Origin of the sequence: Syntrophothermus lipocalidus DSM 12680 (assembly GCF_000092405.1) — a bacterium.
Lineage (GTDB): Bacteria > Bacillota > Syntrophomonadia > Syntrophomonadales > Syntrophothermaceae > Syntrophothermus > Syntrophothermus lipocalidus.
The window spans coordinates 431,018-446,707 of the sequence record NC_014220.1; the positions used below are offsets into that span (position 1 = coordinate 431,018).

Genomic DNA, 15,690 nt, shown 5'->3' on the forward strand with positions numbered 1-15,690 from the left:
CTGTTGCAAGCTAACATTCTCTACGGAAAAAATTTGGCAGATACCATATTGGCGGGGGTAGCCCAGGGGGTTAAGGAATTAAAGCAAGAAGGGATTAATCCTTGTCTCATGACGGTTCAAGTGGGAGAGGACCCGGCTTCCCAGGTATATCTTTCTTCTCAGCGCCGGCTGGCAGAAAGAGTCGGTATCAGCTGTGAACTCATAGAATTGTCTGCTAATACTTCGGAGGATCGGTTGTTCAAAACCATAGACAACCTCAATCGGGACCCGGCGATTAACGGAATAATCCTGCACATGCCACTTCCGTCCCATATCAATAGCAAAATGGCTCAGTGGAGAATTGCCTACCAAAAGGATGTCGAAGGCGTGACCCCGTACAACCTGGGGCGCCTGCTTTTGGGTATGCCTCAACTGGTTCCTTGTACGGCCCTCTCAGCGGTTGAACTTGCAAAGTCCACCGGAGTCGACTTTGCTGGCAAAGAAGCTGTAGTCATAGGGCGCAGCGATATTGTCGGAAAACCTTGTGCCTTGTTGCTGTTAGCGGAGAACGCCACGGTTACTATCTGTCACAGTTTCACTTCTAAGAGGGGCTTGTTAGAGGAACATACGCGTCGTGCTGAGATTCTCATCGTAGCTATGGGACATCCTCAGGCAATAAAAGGAGAATGGATTAAGGAAGGGGCTGTAGTCATCGATGTAGGCATGAACGCGGTAGGCGACAAACTGGTGGGCGACGTGGAATTTGAAGAAGCCAAGAGCCGAGCTGCGTACATAACTCCGGTTCCGGGAGGAACGGGAACGGTTACCGTAGCTTTCTTGTTACAAAACCTGGTAAGAGCGGCCAAATGGCAACTCGAAAGAGAAACCCAAGGGAAGGGGTAGGCTGTAGAGTGGATACAGTGATAGTCAAAGGCTCGGAGATGGCCAGTGTTATCAAAGCAAAACTAAAAGAAGAAGTAAACGACTTGTTTCCCAAACCTCAACTGGCGATATTGTTAGTCGGTGACGATGAGGAGAGCCGACGGTACGTACGCTTGAAAGAAAAGGCGGTAGACGAAATAGGAGGTCAATGCCGAGCAATCAACTTGCCTGAAAATACCACTTTGGTGGAATTACTCGGGCAGATAAGAGAGCTGAATGCGGATCCCCACACTCACGGCATCCTGGTGCAGTTGCCTTTACCTGGCCCTTTGGCGACTGAGCAAGAAACAGTCCTGTCTTCGCTCAGTGTAGTCAAGGATGTCGACGGTTTTCACCCTTTTAACCGCGGTAAGCTGTTTTCTACACCTCCTTTTCTCGTGAGTTGTGCCGCCCTGGCTTGTATGGATATAATCACCATGTATCGTAATCCCAGGGGGCTTTTGACAGTACTGGTGGGGGATTCTTTTGATCTGGTCCAGCCGCTGGCCCTTTTGCTCATGGCTCGCGGGAGCCGGGTATGTATTATACCCGAGGCCCATGAGTGGGAAGAGGTAGCAGCCAGGGCCGATGTACTGGTGGTCGAAAAAGGTCGCCCCCTGATGGTGAAGGCGGATCACCTCAAACCGGGAGCCTTGGTGATAGATGCTGGTTTTCATTGGGAAGCAGGCCGGGTTTGCGGGAATGTGGACCCGATGTCGGTGACAGGAAAGGCTGGATGGCTGGTTCCGGTGCCAGGGGGCATCGGACCTTTGTTGATAGCGAAGTTGCTCGAAAACCTGCTTACCGCCTATCGGGAGCAGGTCTTCGCTGCTGACGATTGGTAAGTAGAGAAGGTTCATCAAGAGCTTGTGAGGTAAAGAGATGGACAGGGAAAGGATTCTCACGGTAAGCGAGCTCACCATGTATATAAAATCTCTCCTGGAAAATGATATGGTTTTGGCTTCTATATGGGTAAAAGGGGAAATATCTGATTTCAAGTATTATCAAAAATCGGGACACTCCTATTTCAGTCTCAAGGATGAAGGGGCTGTCATAAGTTGTGTGATGTTCCGGAGCCGAGCAAGGTCCTTACGGTTTGTGCCGGAGAACGGCATGAAGGTCATCGCTCTTGGCTACGTATCGGTATTCGAACGCAGCGGGCGCTACCAGCTGTACGTGGAAGACCTGGAACCGGACGGCATCGGGGCTTTGTACCTGCAACTGCTCCAGCTTCGGCAAAGACTAGAAAAAGAAGGGCTGTTTTCTCCAGACAAAAAGAAACCGTTGCCGAAGTTCGCTAACAGGGTGGGGGTTGTTACATCTGCTGACGGGGCAGCTTTTAGGGATATTCTCAAGGTAATCCGGCAACGGCACCCGGGAGCGGTTGTGGTTCTTGCCCACAGTTCAGTGCAAGGAGAGTCGGCCCCCCAGGAGATAGCCCGTGCTATCCGCGCTTTGAACGAATACGGTGAAATAGATGTCATCATCGTAGGACGTGGGGGCGGCTCCTTTGAAGATTTGTGGGCTTTCAATACCGAAGAAGTAGTAAGGGCCGTGAGTGCTTCTTCAGTACCGGTGATTTCGGCGGTGGGGCACGAAGTGGACTATTCGCTCTGCGACTTGGTGGCCGATGTACGAGCTGCTACCCCTACCCAGGCGGCCCAATTGGCTGTTCCAGATATAGAAGCCTTGCGTCAGGATTTGGCGTTGCTTCAAAGGCGGATGCGAAGAGCGATGGAGAGAAACATTGAGTCAAAGTGGCAGACCGTTGACTATTTTAGAGCCAGGAGAATATGGGCAGGACCAGACGGGCTCCTGCAACATCAGCGCTTGCGCGTGGGCGAATTACGGGAAAGGTTGTTGAAGGCGGCGAAATCCGATATTGACCTTAGACGCCACGGATTGGAGAGTATCAGTGGGCGTCTGGATGCCTTAAGCCCGCTCAGGGTATTGGAGCGTGGATACGCGGTGGTGCGAAAGCCGGAAGCAGGAGAAGTTGTAAAAGGTGTAGAAAAGGTTCGCATCGGGGAACTGCTGGAGATAATACTGAGTGAAGGCAGAATGACAGTGGAGGTCAAAACAAAGGAGCAGGGTGAGGGATGGAAGAAATCGTAAGCTTTGAAATGGCTTTAACCCGTTTGGAGGAAATAGTATTGCGGTTGGAAGAAGGAAACTTGTCGCTGGAAGAGAGCTTGACCATATTTCAAGAGGGGGTGGAGCTTCTGCGTTTCCTGGAGAAAAAGTTAAGGGAAGCAGAAGGAAGGGTGCTGAAACTTACGGCGGATCTAGATTCTGGGTGGAAGGTAGCTCCGCTCGAAGGATAGGAGAGGAATGAAGAGTGGGTTTCAATGTTGTAACGTTCGAGGGGGAACTGGCTGACAAGAAGGCTTACGTAGAAAAGTTTATGCGTGAGTTTATGCCGCCCGAAAACGCATACCCCCAGGTAATTCACCGGGCTATGCACTACGCGGTTTTTAACGGTGGTAAGCGCTTACGCCCGATTTTGGTTTTGGAGTCGGCCCAGGTTGTAGGGAAAGACCTGACCCGCGCGTTACCCGTTGCGTGTGCTATGGAGATGATCCATTCATATTCCTTGGTACACGATGACCTGCCGGCAATGGACGACGACGATTTGCGCCGGGGCAAGCCCACCTGTCATAAAGTGTTTGGCGAAGCCAATGCCATCCTGACTGGGGATGCGTTGCTAACTTTAGCCTTCGAGATAATGACCGCTTGTGCTGAGTTGCCGGGGATGGAACCCAGGTACGTGGCAAAGGTTGTTCGGGAAACGGCCAGGGCGGTGGGCAGTTTAGGCATGGTGGGAGGGCAGGTATTGGACCTGGAGTTGGAAGGCAAAGATACTGACTTTTTTACCTTGAAAACCCTTCACAGCAAGAAAACCGGGGCTTTGTTCCGAGCTTGTCTGCGGGCTGGAGCTTTGCTGTTTGGAGTGGAGGACGAAAGATTGCAGGCCCTCACCCGTTATGCCGAAAACTTCGGGCTCGCTTTTCAGATCACCGATGATATATTAGATGTTGAAGGCGATGAGAAGATAACAGGAAAACCGGTAGGTAGTGACGAGAAGAAGCAAAAGGTCACCTATCCTTCGTTATTAGGCATGGACGAGGCTAAGAAACTGGCAAAGTCGTCGGTAGAGGAAGCGGTCGAAAGCTTGAATGTTTTCGGAGCCGAAGCCGACTTCCTGCGCAACCTGGCCTTATACCTGCTTCATCGCAGGAGTTAGCCACTGATGAACACAGATTGTATAAGATACCCACAGATGTTGTTATCTTAATAGCTGATTCCTGGCTCTGGGAATAGTGATTTCTTACCAAATGCACAGTGACATCGTTATTTTTGATTAGTTTGAGGTGCACTTTCCTGTATCAAGCCGGTGTTATGGCTGAAGAGCTGATGACTATTTTCTTTCCTCAGCATCAAGAAAATCACCTGGTTTATAATAAAATCTGTGTATATCAGTGAAAATCTGTGTGCATCTGTGGCTATTTTCCAAGTTCTGCGTTAATCAGCGTCTAAATCAAATAAGTTAAAGCTTCCTTAAGGGGGCGGAACTGTTGGGGCGTATTTTGGACACCATCGATTCCCCGTCTGACCTGAAAAATTTAAAAGTACCACAACTTGAAGAGCTGGCGGGTGAGATCCGAGAGATTCTAGTGAACACGGTAGCAGAAAATGGAGGGCATCTGGCAGCTAACCTGGGTGTGGTGGAGCTAACTTTGGCTCTCCATCACGTGCTCGATACGCCTAGGGATAAAATAATTTGGGATGTGGGGCACCAGTGCTACACTCACAAGGTAATTACTGGAAGAAAGAACGAGATTCACACCCTGCGTAGATTTAAAGGGTTGAGCGGTTTTCCTAAGGTGGAGGAAAGTATATACGATGTTTTCAATACCGGTCACAGCAGCACATCTATTTCTGCAGCCTTGGGAATGGCGTTGGCCCGAGACCTGCAACGGGAAAGGTTCAGGATCGTAGCGGTTATTGGGGATGGTGCTTTGACCGGGGGCATGGCTTTTGAAGCCTTGAACCACGCCGGGCACCAGGGATGTGACCTTACGGTTGTGCTGAACGACAACGAGATGTCGATCTCTCGAAATGTAGGGGCTTTATCCACTTATCTGAGTAATCTGCGGAGCGATCCCGCCTATTTTCGCCGCAAGGCAGAAATCGAAAGCTGGGTACAACGTATTCCGGGTATTGGACCGAACATCGTCCGAGTGGCAGAGAAACTCAAAGACTCTTTAAAGTACCTGATCGTTCCGGGAATGCTTTTTGAAGAGCTAGGATTTACCTATATCGGTCCGATTGACGGGCACAACCTGCAGGACTTGATTACTGTTTTGGGCAAAACCGGCGGAATGAAGGGTCCGGTGCTTATTCATGTTATAACCCAGAAAGGAAGGGGATATGAGCCGGCTTTAGCCAAACCAGATGAATTTCACGGTATCGGGCCTTTTAACGTTGATACCGGCTTACCGCTGAAACCGGCTTCTGTAACTTATACCCAGGTGTTCGGCGACTTCATGGTCCAGAGGGCGAGCCAAGATCCTCGGGTAGTGGCGATAACCGCAGCCATGACCAGCGGCACCGGATTGAGTGATTTTGCTCGTCGTTTTCCAGACCGGTTTTTTGATGTGGGTATATGTGAACAGCATGCTGTGACACTAGCTGCGGGGATGGCCCGCATGGGTTTGCGGCCGGTTGTGGCCATCTACTCGACGTTTTTACAAAGAGCTTATGACCAGATCGTCCACGACGTCTGTCTCCAAAACCTGCCGGTTGTATTCGCAGTTGATCGAGCAGGCTTGGTGGGGGAAGATGGGCCTACTCACCACGGGGTATTTGACCTGTCTTACCTGCGGCATGTTCCCAACCTGGTAGTTATGGCTCCCTCCGATGAAAACGAGTTAGCCGATATGCTCTATTCGGCTTTCAGTTATGACATGCCGGTGGCCGTGCGTTACCCGCGGGGAAGCGGGGAGGGCGTAGGAGTCAAGAAGGAAAGGAAGCTTATTCATCTGCCTCAAGCTCGCATCATTAGAGAGGGAAGAAATATGCTTTTTCTCGGTATTGGCCGGGGCGTGGGCTTGGCCCTTCGGGCGGCCGAGATATTACAGGAGCAAGGGATCGAGGCCTCAGTGGTAGATGCCCGGTTCGTCAAACCTCTTGACCGGGAATTGTTGGGAAGCCTGTTGCGACAATTCGAGAGAGTGGTTACGGTCGAGGATAACGTTCTTCATGGAGGATTCGGATCGGCTGTGCTTGAGATGGCTGCTGATCTGAGAAGGCACTGCAATATTCTGCGCGTAGGAGTGCCGGACCGGTTTATAGAACACGGCAGTGTGGATGCTCTTTTCGACGAGTTAGGGATGGATGCAAGCGGTATAGTAGCCAAGGTGATGGAAACGTGGCCGGAACTGACGCGAACCGGAGGCTGGAGGATATTGAGATTTGGAGAAAAGTAGGTTAGATACCCTTGTACATGACCGAGGACTAGCGCCCACCCGGGAGAAGGCTAGAGCCTTGATCCTAGCGGGGAAAGTAGTGGTAAACGGGAACCGGGTAGATAAGCCTGGTACCAAGGTTCCGGTAGATGCCAACGTTGCAGTCCTGGAAGGTGGGCTTCCTTATGTGAGCCGCGGAGGGCTGAAGTTGGAAGGTGCGATCCGAGATTTCGGTCTTTCTTTTACGGGCAAAAGGGTTCTGGATGTTGGAGCTTCTACCGGCGGTTTTACGGATTGCGCACTACAGCACGGAGCCCTTTTGGTGGTTGCTCTGGATGTGGGCTACGGTCAGCTGGACTGGCGTTTACGCAACCACGAACGGGTACTGGTTAAGGAGAAGACGAATATAAGGAATTTTTCCTTAGAAGACCTGGGAGAGCCGGTAGACATTGTCACCATAGACGTGTCTTTCATTTCTCTCGGGAAAGTTTTGCCGGCGGTATCTTCCCTGGTACGCGAGGGAGGAGAAATAGTTGCCCTGGTGAAACCCCAATTCGAAGCTGGCCGTGACCAGGTGGGAAAAAAAGGGGTCGTTCGCTCGCGCGAAACCCATAACCACGTGATATTAAAAGTCATTGAATCGGCGGTCGGGCTTGGGCTGTCGGTACGAGGGGTCACTTATTCCCCTTTAACTGGGCCGGAAGGAAACATCGAGTATTTTTTGTACCTCGTGAAAGACGGGCAAGGGCAAGCCGTTGCTGCCCGTGACATAGAAAGGGTTGTAGAGAATGCCCACAGGCAATTGGGGGACACAGGATGAATATAGAAATCGTTTTTAAGAGCACTAAAGAACAAGCACGTGTCTTAGCCCGCGATCTTGCGAACAGGTTACGCAGTTATGGGGCCGTGGCTTGGACGGAAGATGAAGTCCCGCCCGATGCGGGTGCAAGGCCGGATGTGGTGGTGATACTGGGAGGTGACGGTACTATTCTGCGGGCAGCTCGCCAGTATGGGCCTCAAGAAATACCTATCCTCGGAGTTAACCTGGGGCAAGTCGGTTTCTTAGCGGAACTCCATGCTCAAGAGATAGAGCGGTATTTACCCCGTTTGTTGAATCGGGATTATACAGTGCAAGAAAGACTCATGCTAAAGGTAACAATAATGCCGGCCGGGGGATCACCCGTCTCATACCTAGGGCTGAACGATGCGGTGCTGCGAGCGGAAACCGCCAGGGTGGTCGAGATATCGGTCGAAATAAATGGCGAACAGTTGGGCCCTTTTCGCGGAGACGGGCTTATAGTGGCGACACCAACAGGGTCTACCGGCTATTCGCTAGCAGCCGGTGGGCCGGTGATACTGCCGGAGGTGGAAGCCCTCCTTCTGACTCCCATTAATTCATTTTCACTGTCTAGTCGACCGCTGGTTATGCCTGCGGACAGTGTTATCAGGATGCAGGTGACAGGTTTACGCAAAGCTGGTCTGACCGTGGACGGGCAGGTTGAGGTTTCGATGGAACCGGGAGAGATGGTGGAGATAACCAGGGCCGATACGGTTGCCAGGCTGGTCAAGATGAAAGACAAGACCCTGGCAGAGGCGCTAGGGGCCCGACTCAGGCGGGGGGAAGGCAGTTTCGCATGAAAAGCGGTTGGCCCAAAAACGCCGTAGAAATGGCTCACGTGTTGATACATACGGTGGTGGAACCGGGAGACTTTGTGGTGGACGCCACCTGCGGCAACGGGAAGGATACAGTCTTTTTGGCTCGTTTGGTTGGGGAAAAAGGAAAGGTTCTGGCTATAGACGTTCAGCCGCTGGCGGTGGAGCGCACCAAGAGTCTGCTGCAGAAGGAAGGCTTGGGGTCCAGGGTCACATTGGTTCGAGATGACCACTCTTTGATCCGCCATTATTTGAGAGAACCGGTAAAAGCGGCGATGTTTAATCTCGGTTATCTTCCGGGCGGGGATAAGCGGGTGGTTACCCGTCCCGAGACTACGATTGCAGCGATGCGGGAAATTCTGTCGGCAGTAGTCCCGGGAGGGCTGGTAACGGTAGTAGCTTACACAGGCCATCCTGGTGGGATCGAGGAGTTGGAAGCGCTGTTGCGTTATGTGCGAGGTTTGCCTCAACACGAGTTCAGCGTTATGCAAAGCTGTTACATCAATCAAGTCCACCATCCTCCCCAGCTTATCGCAGTTGGGAAGAACAGGGGTGACACCTGATGAAAGCCAGGAGACATTTCGCGATCATCGACATCGTGTCCAACCAACGTATGGAGACGCAGGACGAGCTGTGCGAGGAACTGCGCCGTAGGGGGTTCGAAGTGACCCAGGCTACGGTTTCCCGGGATATTAAAGAACTAAAACTCATCAAGGTGCCGGATGAATGGGGCTATCGTTATGCTGTTCCCAAGTCGGCAGCCGGGCATTACTCGTACGACCGTATGAAACGCCTTTTTGCCGACGCTGTAGTAGCGGTAGAGCGAAATGAAAGCTTGATCGTCATCAAGACCTTGCCCGGCACCGCGCAAGCGGTAGCCTCAGCTATCGATAACTCCGAAATCGAAGGTGTACTCGGTACTGTAGCTGGTGACGATACCATTTTGGTCGTAATGAAGGCGCGCAAGTATCTGAGACAGGTATTTGGCCGTTTCAAGGAACTCATCGGAGAAAAGTAGTTCTGGATCAGTGGGGGCTCTTTTATAGTGGAGCGTTACTGGGAGGGTTTGAGTACGCCGATGCTGCGCGAAATTTACATCAGGAATCTCGTACTCATTGAGGAATTGAGGCTGGAATTCGGCCCGGGGTTGAACGTGTTTACCGGAGAAACGGGGGCAGGCAAATCCATTGTCATCGACGCTTTGGGGCTTATCACCGGTGAGCGCATGAGCACTGATCTGGTGAGGGACCCGTCTCAAAAAGCGGTGGTAGAAGCTGTGTTCTCGTTAGAAAACTCTTCTTTGAAAGAATACCTTGGCCAGGAAGGGTTTATCGAAGAAGAGGACGATTATCTTGTTCTGAGACGGGAAATAGGTGAGGCAGGACGTGGTACGGTCAGGATTAACGGGCGTACCGTAACTGTCAGCCGCTTGAAGTCCCTGGGCGAGTTTCTGGTAGATATTCACTTGCAACAAGCCAACCAACTGCTGCTTGAGCCCAGAATGTACCGGCACTACTTAGACCGGTTCGGTTCTTCAATCAACCCTCTATTGCAGGAGGTTCGGAGGCTTTACGACCGATGGCATGAGAAAAGAAAAGAACTTGATGAGCTGGTTGAAGGGAAAAAAGAAAGACTAAGAGAGCTCGATTTTCTTCAGTTCCAGATAAAAGAGATCGAGTCGGCGCAGCTGGCCAGGGGCGAAGATGCGGAATTAGAAGAAAGATATAGGCGCCTGCGCGATGCGGAAAGACTCCGTCGGGGAACGGAAGATATTTACAGTTTTATATATGGAGGAGCAGGTTACCAATCAGCGTATGACCTGGTAGCGCTGGCTATAGAAAAGGCTCAAGAAGTCCGGGATGATGCTTGTTTGGCGGAAGTTTATTCTTTGCTGGAAACTTGTCTTTATAACCTAGAGGATATCAAGGACAAGTTAGCGGCTTTTCAAAAGAACTTGGAAGCGGACCCGCAGGAGTTGGAACGCATCGAAGAGAGGTTGGAAACCATCAACCGCTTGAAGAAGAAGTACGGGAGCAGCATCGAGGAAATATTCGGTTTCTTAGAAGAAGCACGGCGCAAGAGCGAGCATCTGCAAGGCAGTGAGGCCAGGATTGAGGAGCTGGAAAACGATGTCCGGGACCTGGAGAAGGCTTATTTGCATCAAGCCCGACTACTATCAGAACAGAGGCAGAAGGCCGCGCAAAAGTTGCAGGTTCGGGTGTGCGAAGAGCTTTTGGAACTCGGTATGCCTGGGGTAAGACTGGAGGTAAAGGTTACTCCCGTCGAGACGTGGGGCCGAGAGGGGATCGACCAGGTAACCCTGATGTTTTCTGCTAACCCGGGAGAGGAACCTAAGCCCCTGGGGCGGGTGGTCTCGGGCGGGGAACTGTCCCGGCTGATACTGGCTCTGAAAAAGGTTTTGGCCGAAGCTTATGATGTTCCTACTTTGGTTTTTGACGAGATCGACGTAGGGGTAGGAGGCAGTGCCCTCAACGCCATGGCCAAGAAACTGTTCGAGCTCTCTCTCTATCACCAGGTGTTGCTTGTCACTCATTCGCCCCAAATCGCAGGCTTGGCTGATGAGCACTTTCTTTTAGAAAAATCGGTAGAAAGAGGGGTAACCGTTACCCAAGCCCGGAAGCTCGATCAAGAGGAGAGGGTTTCGGAGATTGCCAGGATGTTATCGGGTGCCCCCCCATCCCTTGTGTCATTTCAACATGCCCGTGAGATTCTGACTTCGGGCATTGAGTTGAAAAGGAAAATCCGCAAGGCGGGCATAGAACAAAGTCTAAAAGGATAAATTAAACCTGTCGATAACCTCCCTAGGAGTGAAGTTGAGTGAGTCCAACTTATCGGCAGGTATGCGGTATCCTGCTTGCACTAGCAGTAGCAGTGTGCTCGTTGTATCCCCCCGTTCGAACCATCCTTTCGTTACCTGATTCCCAAAGTATTGTAGTAGGAGAAAAACTTACTCTTCCTTTACAAGTACCGGCACGATTACGGAGTGCCTTTGAAGTGAGCGTGCGCGGACCTTCGCGCACCGTATTTTCGCCGCCTTCCGACCAACCCGTGACGGTGGACCAAGAGGAAACAAGTTACGATATACTTGCCCTAAGGCCCGGACAAGCCGATGTAGAGCTCAAACTGGGGAACATACCTTTGAAGTCGATAAAAGTTGAATCCCTGGCCCCGCGACGGTTGGTGCCGGGAGGTCATTCAATAGGTGTGCTTCTCAAATCTCGAGGAATCATGGTAGTGGGCTATGCACCTGTGCTAGACCAAAGCGGGGAGAAGGACTATCCGGCCAAGGAAGAAGGGGTTGAAATCGGGGATGTGATAATCGCCGTCAACGGACGTGCGGTTTATACCGAAACCGAACTGGCAGAACTCATAGATCAGGCGGGTAAGGAGAATCAGCCTCTAAACCTGACATTGAAGAGAGGCGAAAACCAAGTCAAAGTAGAAGTCTCCCCTAGCTTTTGTTCAGAAACCAACCGCTATCGCATTGGCCTGTACGTGCGAGACGGAGTCGCCGGGGTTGGAACTTTGAGCTTCTGGGATCCGCTTACCGGTAGATATGCGGCCTTAGGCCACATAATCGCCGACGTCGATACCAGAAAGGGAATCGATGTTCGCCAGGGCAAAATCGTAGGCGCTTCCGTTCAAACCATTCGCCCTGCTCAACCTGGTCGACCAGGAGAGAAGATAGGGCTCTTTGATCCCGAGAGTCTCTTGACAGGGGATATCGAAAAGAACACCTTTGCCGGGGTATTTGGGACAACGCAAGAAGTAAAGAACCCGCTCTTTGCTTATCCGCTCGAAGTCGGTTATGCTCATCAAGTCAGGGAGGGAAAGGCTTCAATCCTCACGGTTATAAACGGGAACGAGATAGAGTCTTTTGACATTAGCATCGAAAAGGTATATCCGAGCCGACAGAACGGTAAAGGAATGGTGATTCGGATCACAGACCCAAGACTGCTTTCGGTCACGGGTGGGATAGTCCAGGGAATGAGCGGCAGCCCGATTATTCAGGATAATCGTATCGTGGGAGTGGTGACGCACGTATTCTTGAATGACCCTCAGCGCGGCTACGGAACGTTTATGGACAGCATGCTGAAGGAACTGGAAAGCATGGGGAGCGGGTTAAAAAATTTTCGACAAAATGCGAGCTAGTATAATCAAGAAGAAACCCAATAATTTCCAGCTCGGGCCTTTAATAAAGGCAGTTGAAACGTTTTTGTTGCAAGAATGCATGGCATTTAATGGTATCGAGCTGCCTGTCATGTAGGATCCTGGGCGAATTTGCGGTAAGGATTGGAGAGGAAAGTTCGAGGCGGACGTCGAAGAACACAATAAACTTCGATAGGTAAAATTATGAATATCTAATCTTAGAAAAAGGGAGGGGAAGATTGGCTGTGAATATGTTAGATAATCCAATAAATGTCGTATTAGCCGACGACAACAAAGAATTCTGCGGCATACTAAAAGATTTTTTTACAAGCGTTTCCGATTTTAATGTGGTGGATGTCTGTTCGAATGGCCTGGAAGTCTTGGAGGTCTTAGAACAGAAGCCGGTTGATGTTCTACTTTTAGATCTCATCATGCCTCACATGGACGGGATTGGGGTCTTAGAAAAGATGAGGGATTTCAAGGGGCGGCAGCGACCGAAGGTCATTATTCTCACCGCTTTTGGACAGGAAAACATAACTCAAAGAGCAGTACAGTTGGGTGCCGACTACTACATACTTAAGCCGTTCAACCTCCAGGTGTTGGGGGAACGGGTAAGGCAGGTGGCGAGGAACAGATCAGATTCTGTTCCCAAGCCGGTACCCGTAACCAAAAGAGATTTGGAGATCGAAATCACCCGTATCATTCACGAGATAGGGGTTCCGGCGCACGTCAAAGGTTACCAATACTTGCGGGACGCGATAATATTGGTAGTGGATGAGATCAGTTACCTGGGAGCTATAACTAAGGAGCTTTATCCGGCAATCGCGATGAAGTACGGGACTACCCCTAGCAGGGTAGAGAGGGCTATACGCCATGCCATCGAGTTAGCTTGGGACCGGGGGGACATAGAAAAGCTGAACAAGCTTTTCGGATACACAGTTAACGGAGATCGTGGTAAACCGACTAACTCCGAGTTCATCGCCATCATCGCCGATCGGTTGAGACTGGAAACCAAGGTGAGCTGAAGGAGGGTAAACCAGGGGGACGGTTCCTGCGGTTTATTTTCGAAAATAAACCGCAGGAACCGTCCCCCTGGTTGATTGTTGCACTTATGGAGACTCTGGTTTATATTATTTTAAGCGTTGTTAAATATTAGCTACTGTCGAGAAAGAAACAGCTAGAGGTGGTATCATGAGGATTTTAGTCTTCGGATTAGGGGCTTTGGGGACAGTTTACGCTTGTCTTCTAAAGAATGCCGGTCATTTCGTAGTTGGGATTGACCGGGAACCTGTGGTGTCGCGGGTTAAAACACAAGGGCTCGGAATCACCGGGATTTGGGGTGAGCACACGGCCTTTCTAGACGAAGTGGCGAGTACGGTAGATGAGGTTCAGGCGAGGAGTTTCGACTTGATAGTTCTAACCGTCAAGTCTTTCGATACGGCTGAGGCTGCGTCAAAGCTGGTTGGCCTGGCCGGGGCGGGCACGTACGTCGTACTGGCCCAGAACGGATACGGGAACTACGAGGCTGCTTCCGCTTTTCTTCCTCCCGAACAGCTCATCGTAGCCCGGGTGATATTTGGATCAGAAACATTAGAACCGGGGAAGGCCAAAGTTACCGTAATTGCGGACGACGTGGTTATTGGTTCACCTCAGAATCTGATCAGTGAAGAAGTTTTAGCTGAAATAGCAGAGCAGTTTTCGACCTGCGGTATCCCCACGCGGGCTTCGAACGAGGTCATGAAATATGTATGGGGGAAGATAATCTACAATTCGGCCTTGAACTCCTTGGGAGCTATCCTCGAAGTTCCTTATGGCAAGCTGGCAGAAAATAAGTACACTGCCGGATTGATGGATGCGATGATCGACGAGATTTTCGCTGTTCTGGAGGCTTCTGGGGAAACGACTTTGTGGGCTGATGCGGGTGCCTATCGTCAGGCTTTTTACGGGCAAATGGTGCCTTCGACTGCTCAGCATCATGCTTCTATGTTGCAGGACATACAGCGGGGACGGAAGACTGAAATCGATGCTCTCAACGGGGCGGTAGTGGAGTTGGGAATGAAGCTCGGCATCGATACCCCGGTCAACCGGGTTATTGTTTCCCTGGTAAAGGCCAAGGAGGAATTGAGTAGGCAACGAGTCGAGTAACAGTGAGCCTTACTTGGATTGCCAAAACATACCAAAGGGATGAGGTTGTCGGTCGTGTTTTTAGCAAGCCTACTGGAGAACGCTCTTTACCTTAAAGGGGTCGGATTTGGACAGGCGGGGGATAAGGTGCTATGATTTAGGCAAAGGATTCGAGAAGCGAGGACCAGCCTGGCTACAGTACAGGCGAAGTGGAAGGTGATAGTTTGCACTTGAAAGGGAAAGCGCGTTTAGATAAAAGGACCAAGAACCTGGTGAAGCGCCTGCGGAGGAATGAAATCGCGGTCATTGATCACGATGACATAGATGAGGTGGCGGCTGCAAGCCTCATAGAAGCTCATCCCCAGGCGGTGGTGAATGCTGACCTCTCAATCACCGGGAAATACCCGACCAACGGGGTTTTAAATATACTCAAAGCCGGTATTCCGGTCATCGACGGCGTAGGGCCTCGAGTCTTTGAAGAAGTTAAGGAAGGGGCTACTGTAGAGATACGGGACGGAGAGATTTACTGCAACCGGCGCTTTATTTGTAAGGGTAAGGTTCTCGGCATAAAGGACGTGGAAGAAAAACTCAAAGAAGCCAGGCACAATTTGACCGAAGAACTGGATCGGTTTGTGGAAAACACCCTTGAGTATGCAAAGAAGGAAAAAGGTATCTTGCTCAACAACGTGACCTTGCCCCAGTTAAGAACCAGGATCAAAGGCAGGCACGTTTTGATAGTAGTGAGAGGCAAGAACTATAAGGAAGATCTAAAAGCCATTAGTACCTATATAGAAGAAGAAAAGCCGGTTCTCATCGGGGTGGATGGGGGAGCTGACGCCCTTTTAGAATCAGGTTACAAACCGGATATTATTGTTGGGGATATGGACAGCGTATCGGATCAGGCCCTCAAGTGTGGAGCCGAACTGATAGTACATGCTTACCCTGACGGCCGGGCTCCGGGTTTGGAAAGGGTGCAAGGGATGGATTTGCCAGCCAAAATCTTGCCCATGCCCGGAACCAGTGAAGACGTAGCCATGATTTTGGCCTATGAAAACGGAGCTGAGCTTCTGGTAGCGGTCGGAACTCATTCCAATATGCTGGATTTCTTAGAAAAAGGCCGAAAAGGGATGGCCAGCACTTTTTTGGTACGGCTGAAGGTGGGCTCCATTTTGGTGGATGCCAAGGGCGTGAGCCAGCTATACCGCCAGCATCTTCGGGTTAAATATCTTTTGCAATTACTGGTCGCTGCCTTTATACCGATTTTAGTCCTTATATGGGTATCGCCTTCTACCAAGCCTTTGTTGAGGCTGATCAGTCTGCAGTTGAAGCTACTGTTTAATTTGTAGCTCCTACAAAACATGCTGCATCAGGAGTG

At 50.8% G+C, this 15,690-nt stretch carries 15 protein-coding genes; all 15 read left to right on the top strand.

Annotation, left to right across the window (positions count from 1 at the left end):
* Positions 1-3: 3 nt before the first annotated feature.
* The 15 genes from SLIP_RS02085 (at position 4) to steA (ending at position 15,661) form a co-directional block, all read left to right on the top strand.
* The gene (locus SLIP_RS02085; protein ID WP_013174615.1) at positions 4-882 is read left to right on the top strand and encodes a bifunctional 5,10-methylenetetrahydrofolate dehydrogenase/5,10-methenyltetrahydrofolate cyclohydrolase; all 879 of its coding nucleotides are present in this window, start codon (positions 4-6) and stop codon (positions 880-882) included.
* Between the two features lie 8 nt (positions 883-890).
* Entirely contained in the window at positions 891-1,745 is an 855-nt protein-coding gene (locus tag SLIP_RS02090; protein WP_013174616.1) for a bifunctional 5,10-methylenetetrahydrofolate dehydrogenase/5,10-methenyltetrahydrofolate cyclohydrolase, read from the top strand.
* A 37-nt stretch (positions 1,746-1,782) separates the two neighbouring features.
* The gene (gene xseA, locus SLIP_RS02095) at positions 1,783-3,015 is read left to right on the top strand and encodes an exodeoxyribonuclease VII large subunit (protein ID WP_013174617.1); all 1,233 of its coding nucleotides are present in this window, start codon (positions 1,783-1,785) and stop codon (positions 3,013-3,015) included.
* Positions 3,000-3,224: an exodeoxyribonuclease VII small subunit gene (xseB, locus tag SLIP_RS02100; RefSeq protein WP_013174618.1), complete on the top strand. Its 225-nt coding sequence runs from the start codon at positions 3,000-3,002 to the stop codon at positions 3,222-3,224. Before xseA ends, xseB begins: the two co-directional genes overlap by 16 nt.
* A 14-nt stretch (positions 3,225-3,238) precedes the next feature.
* Positions 3,239-4,144 carry a polyprenyl synthetase family protein gene (locus SLIP_RS02105; RefSeq protein ID WP_013174619.1) on the top strand — a complete coding sequence of 302 codons (906 nt, stop codon included), beginning with the start codon at positions 3,239-3,241 and terminating at the stop codon, positions 4,142-4,144.
* 331 nt (positions 4,145-4,475) lie between these two features.
* Positions 4,476-6,389, top strand: a complete 1,914-nt coding sequence (dxs, locus tag SLIP_RS02110) for a 1-deoxy-D-xylulose-5-phosphate synthase (protein WP_013174620.1) — start codon at positions 4,476-4,478, stop codon at positions 6,387-6,389.
* Positions 6,376-7,188 carry a TlyA family RNA methyltransferase gene (locus SLIP_RS02115; protein WP_013174621.1) on the top strand — a complete coding sequence of 271 codons (813 nt, stop codon included), beginning with the start codon at positions 6,376-6,378 and terminating at the stop codon, positions 7,186-7,188. The genes dxs and SLIP_RS02115 overlap by 14 nt, the downstream gene beginning before the upstream one ends.
* A complete protein-coding gene (locus tag SLIP_RS02120) occupies positions 7,185-8,006 on the top strand; it encodes an NAD(+)/NADH kinase (RefSeq protein WP_013174622.1) in 822 nt (273 codons plus the stop codon). The genes SLIP_RS02115 and SLIP_RS02120 overlap by 4 nt, the downstream gene beginning before the upstream one ends.
* Positions 8,003-8,584: a tRNA 5-(aminomethyl)-2-thiouridylate-methyltransferase MnmM gene (mnmM, locus tag SLIP_RS02125; RefSeq protein WP_013174623.1), complete on the top strand. Its 582-nt coding sequence runs from the start codon at positions 8,003-8,005 to the stop codon at positions 8,582-8,584. The genes SLIP_RS02120 and mnmM overlap by 4 nt, the downstream gene beginning before the upstream one ends.
* The gene (gene argR / locus SLIP_RS02130) at positions 8,584-9,039 is read left to right on the top strand and encodes an arginine repressor (RefSeq protein WP_013174624.1); all 456 of its coding nucleotides are present in this window, start codon (positions 8,584-8,586) and stop codon (positions 9,037-9,039) included. The genes mnmM and argR overlap by 1 nt, the downstream gene beginning before the upstream one ends.
* Positions 9,040-9,066: 27 nt before the next feature.
* Positions 9,067-10,821 (top strand): DNA repair protein RecN, encoded by a 1,755-nt coding sequence (recN, locus tag SLIP_RS02135; protein ID WP_013174625.1) that lies wholly within the window; start codon positions 9,067-9,069, stop codon positions 10,819-10,821.
* 38 nt (positions 10,822-10,859) lie between these two features.
* On the top strand, positions 10,860-12,194 hold the full coding sequence (gene spoIVB / locus SLIP_RS02140; protein WP_013174626.1) for a SpoIVB peptidase: 1,335 nt from the start codon (positions 10,860-10,862) through the stop codon (positions 12,192-12,194).
* Between the two features lie 248 nt (positions 12,195-12,442).
* Positions 12,443-13,216, top strand: coding sequence for a sporulation transcription factor Spo0A (gene spo0A, locus SLIP_RS02145; RefSeq protein ID WP_041433299.1), 774 nt, complete (start codon positions 12,443-12,445; stop codon positions 13,214-13,216).
* A 166-nt stretch (positions 13,217-13,382) separates the two neighbouring features.
* Positions 13,383-14,336, top strand: a complete 954-nt coding sequence (locus tag SLIP_RS02150) for a ketopantoate reductase family protein (protein ID WP_013174628.1) — start codon at positions 13,383-13,385, stop codon at positions 14,334-14,336.
* Positions 14,337-14,539: 203 nt separating this feature from the next.
* The gene (steA, locus tag SLIP_RS02155) at positions 14,540-15,661 is read left to right on the top strand and encodes a putative cytokinetic ring protein SteA (protein ID WP_013174629.1); all 1,122 of its coding nucleotides are present in this window, start codon (positions 14,540-14,542) and stop codon (positions 15,659-15,661) included.
* Positions 15,662-15,690 lie beyond the last annotated feature (29 nt).

Excerpts from the sequence above, each read along its gene's own strand:
- xseA (WP_013174617.1), top strand. The coding sequence starts at position 1,783 with ATGGACAGGGAAAGGATTCTCACGGTAAGCGAGCTCACCATGTATATA.
- xseB (WP_013174618.1), top strand. The coding sequence starts at position 3,000 with ATGGAAGAAATCGTAAGCTTTGAAATGGCTTTAACCCGTTTGGAGGAA.
- SLIP_RS02120 (WP_013174622.1), top strand. The coding sequence starts at position 7,185 with ATGAATATAGAAATCGTTTTTAAGAGCACTAAAGAACAAGCACGTGTC.
- mnmM (WP_013174623.1), top strand. The coding sequence starts at position 8,003 with ATGAAAAGCGGTTGGCCCAAAAACGCCGTAGAAATGGCTCACGTGTTG.
- argR (WP_013174624.1), top strand. The coding sequence starts at position 8,584 with ATGAAAGCCAGGAGACATTTCGCGATCATCGACATCGTGTCCAACCAA.
- spo0A (WP_041433299.1), top strand. The coding sequence starts at position 12,443 with ATGTTAGATAATCCAATAAATGTCGTATTAGCCGACGACAACAAAGAA.
- SLIP_RS02150 (WP_013174628.1), top strand. The coding sequence starts at position 13,383 with ATGAGGATTTTAGTCTTCGGATTAGGGGCTTTGGGGACAGTTTACGCT.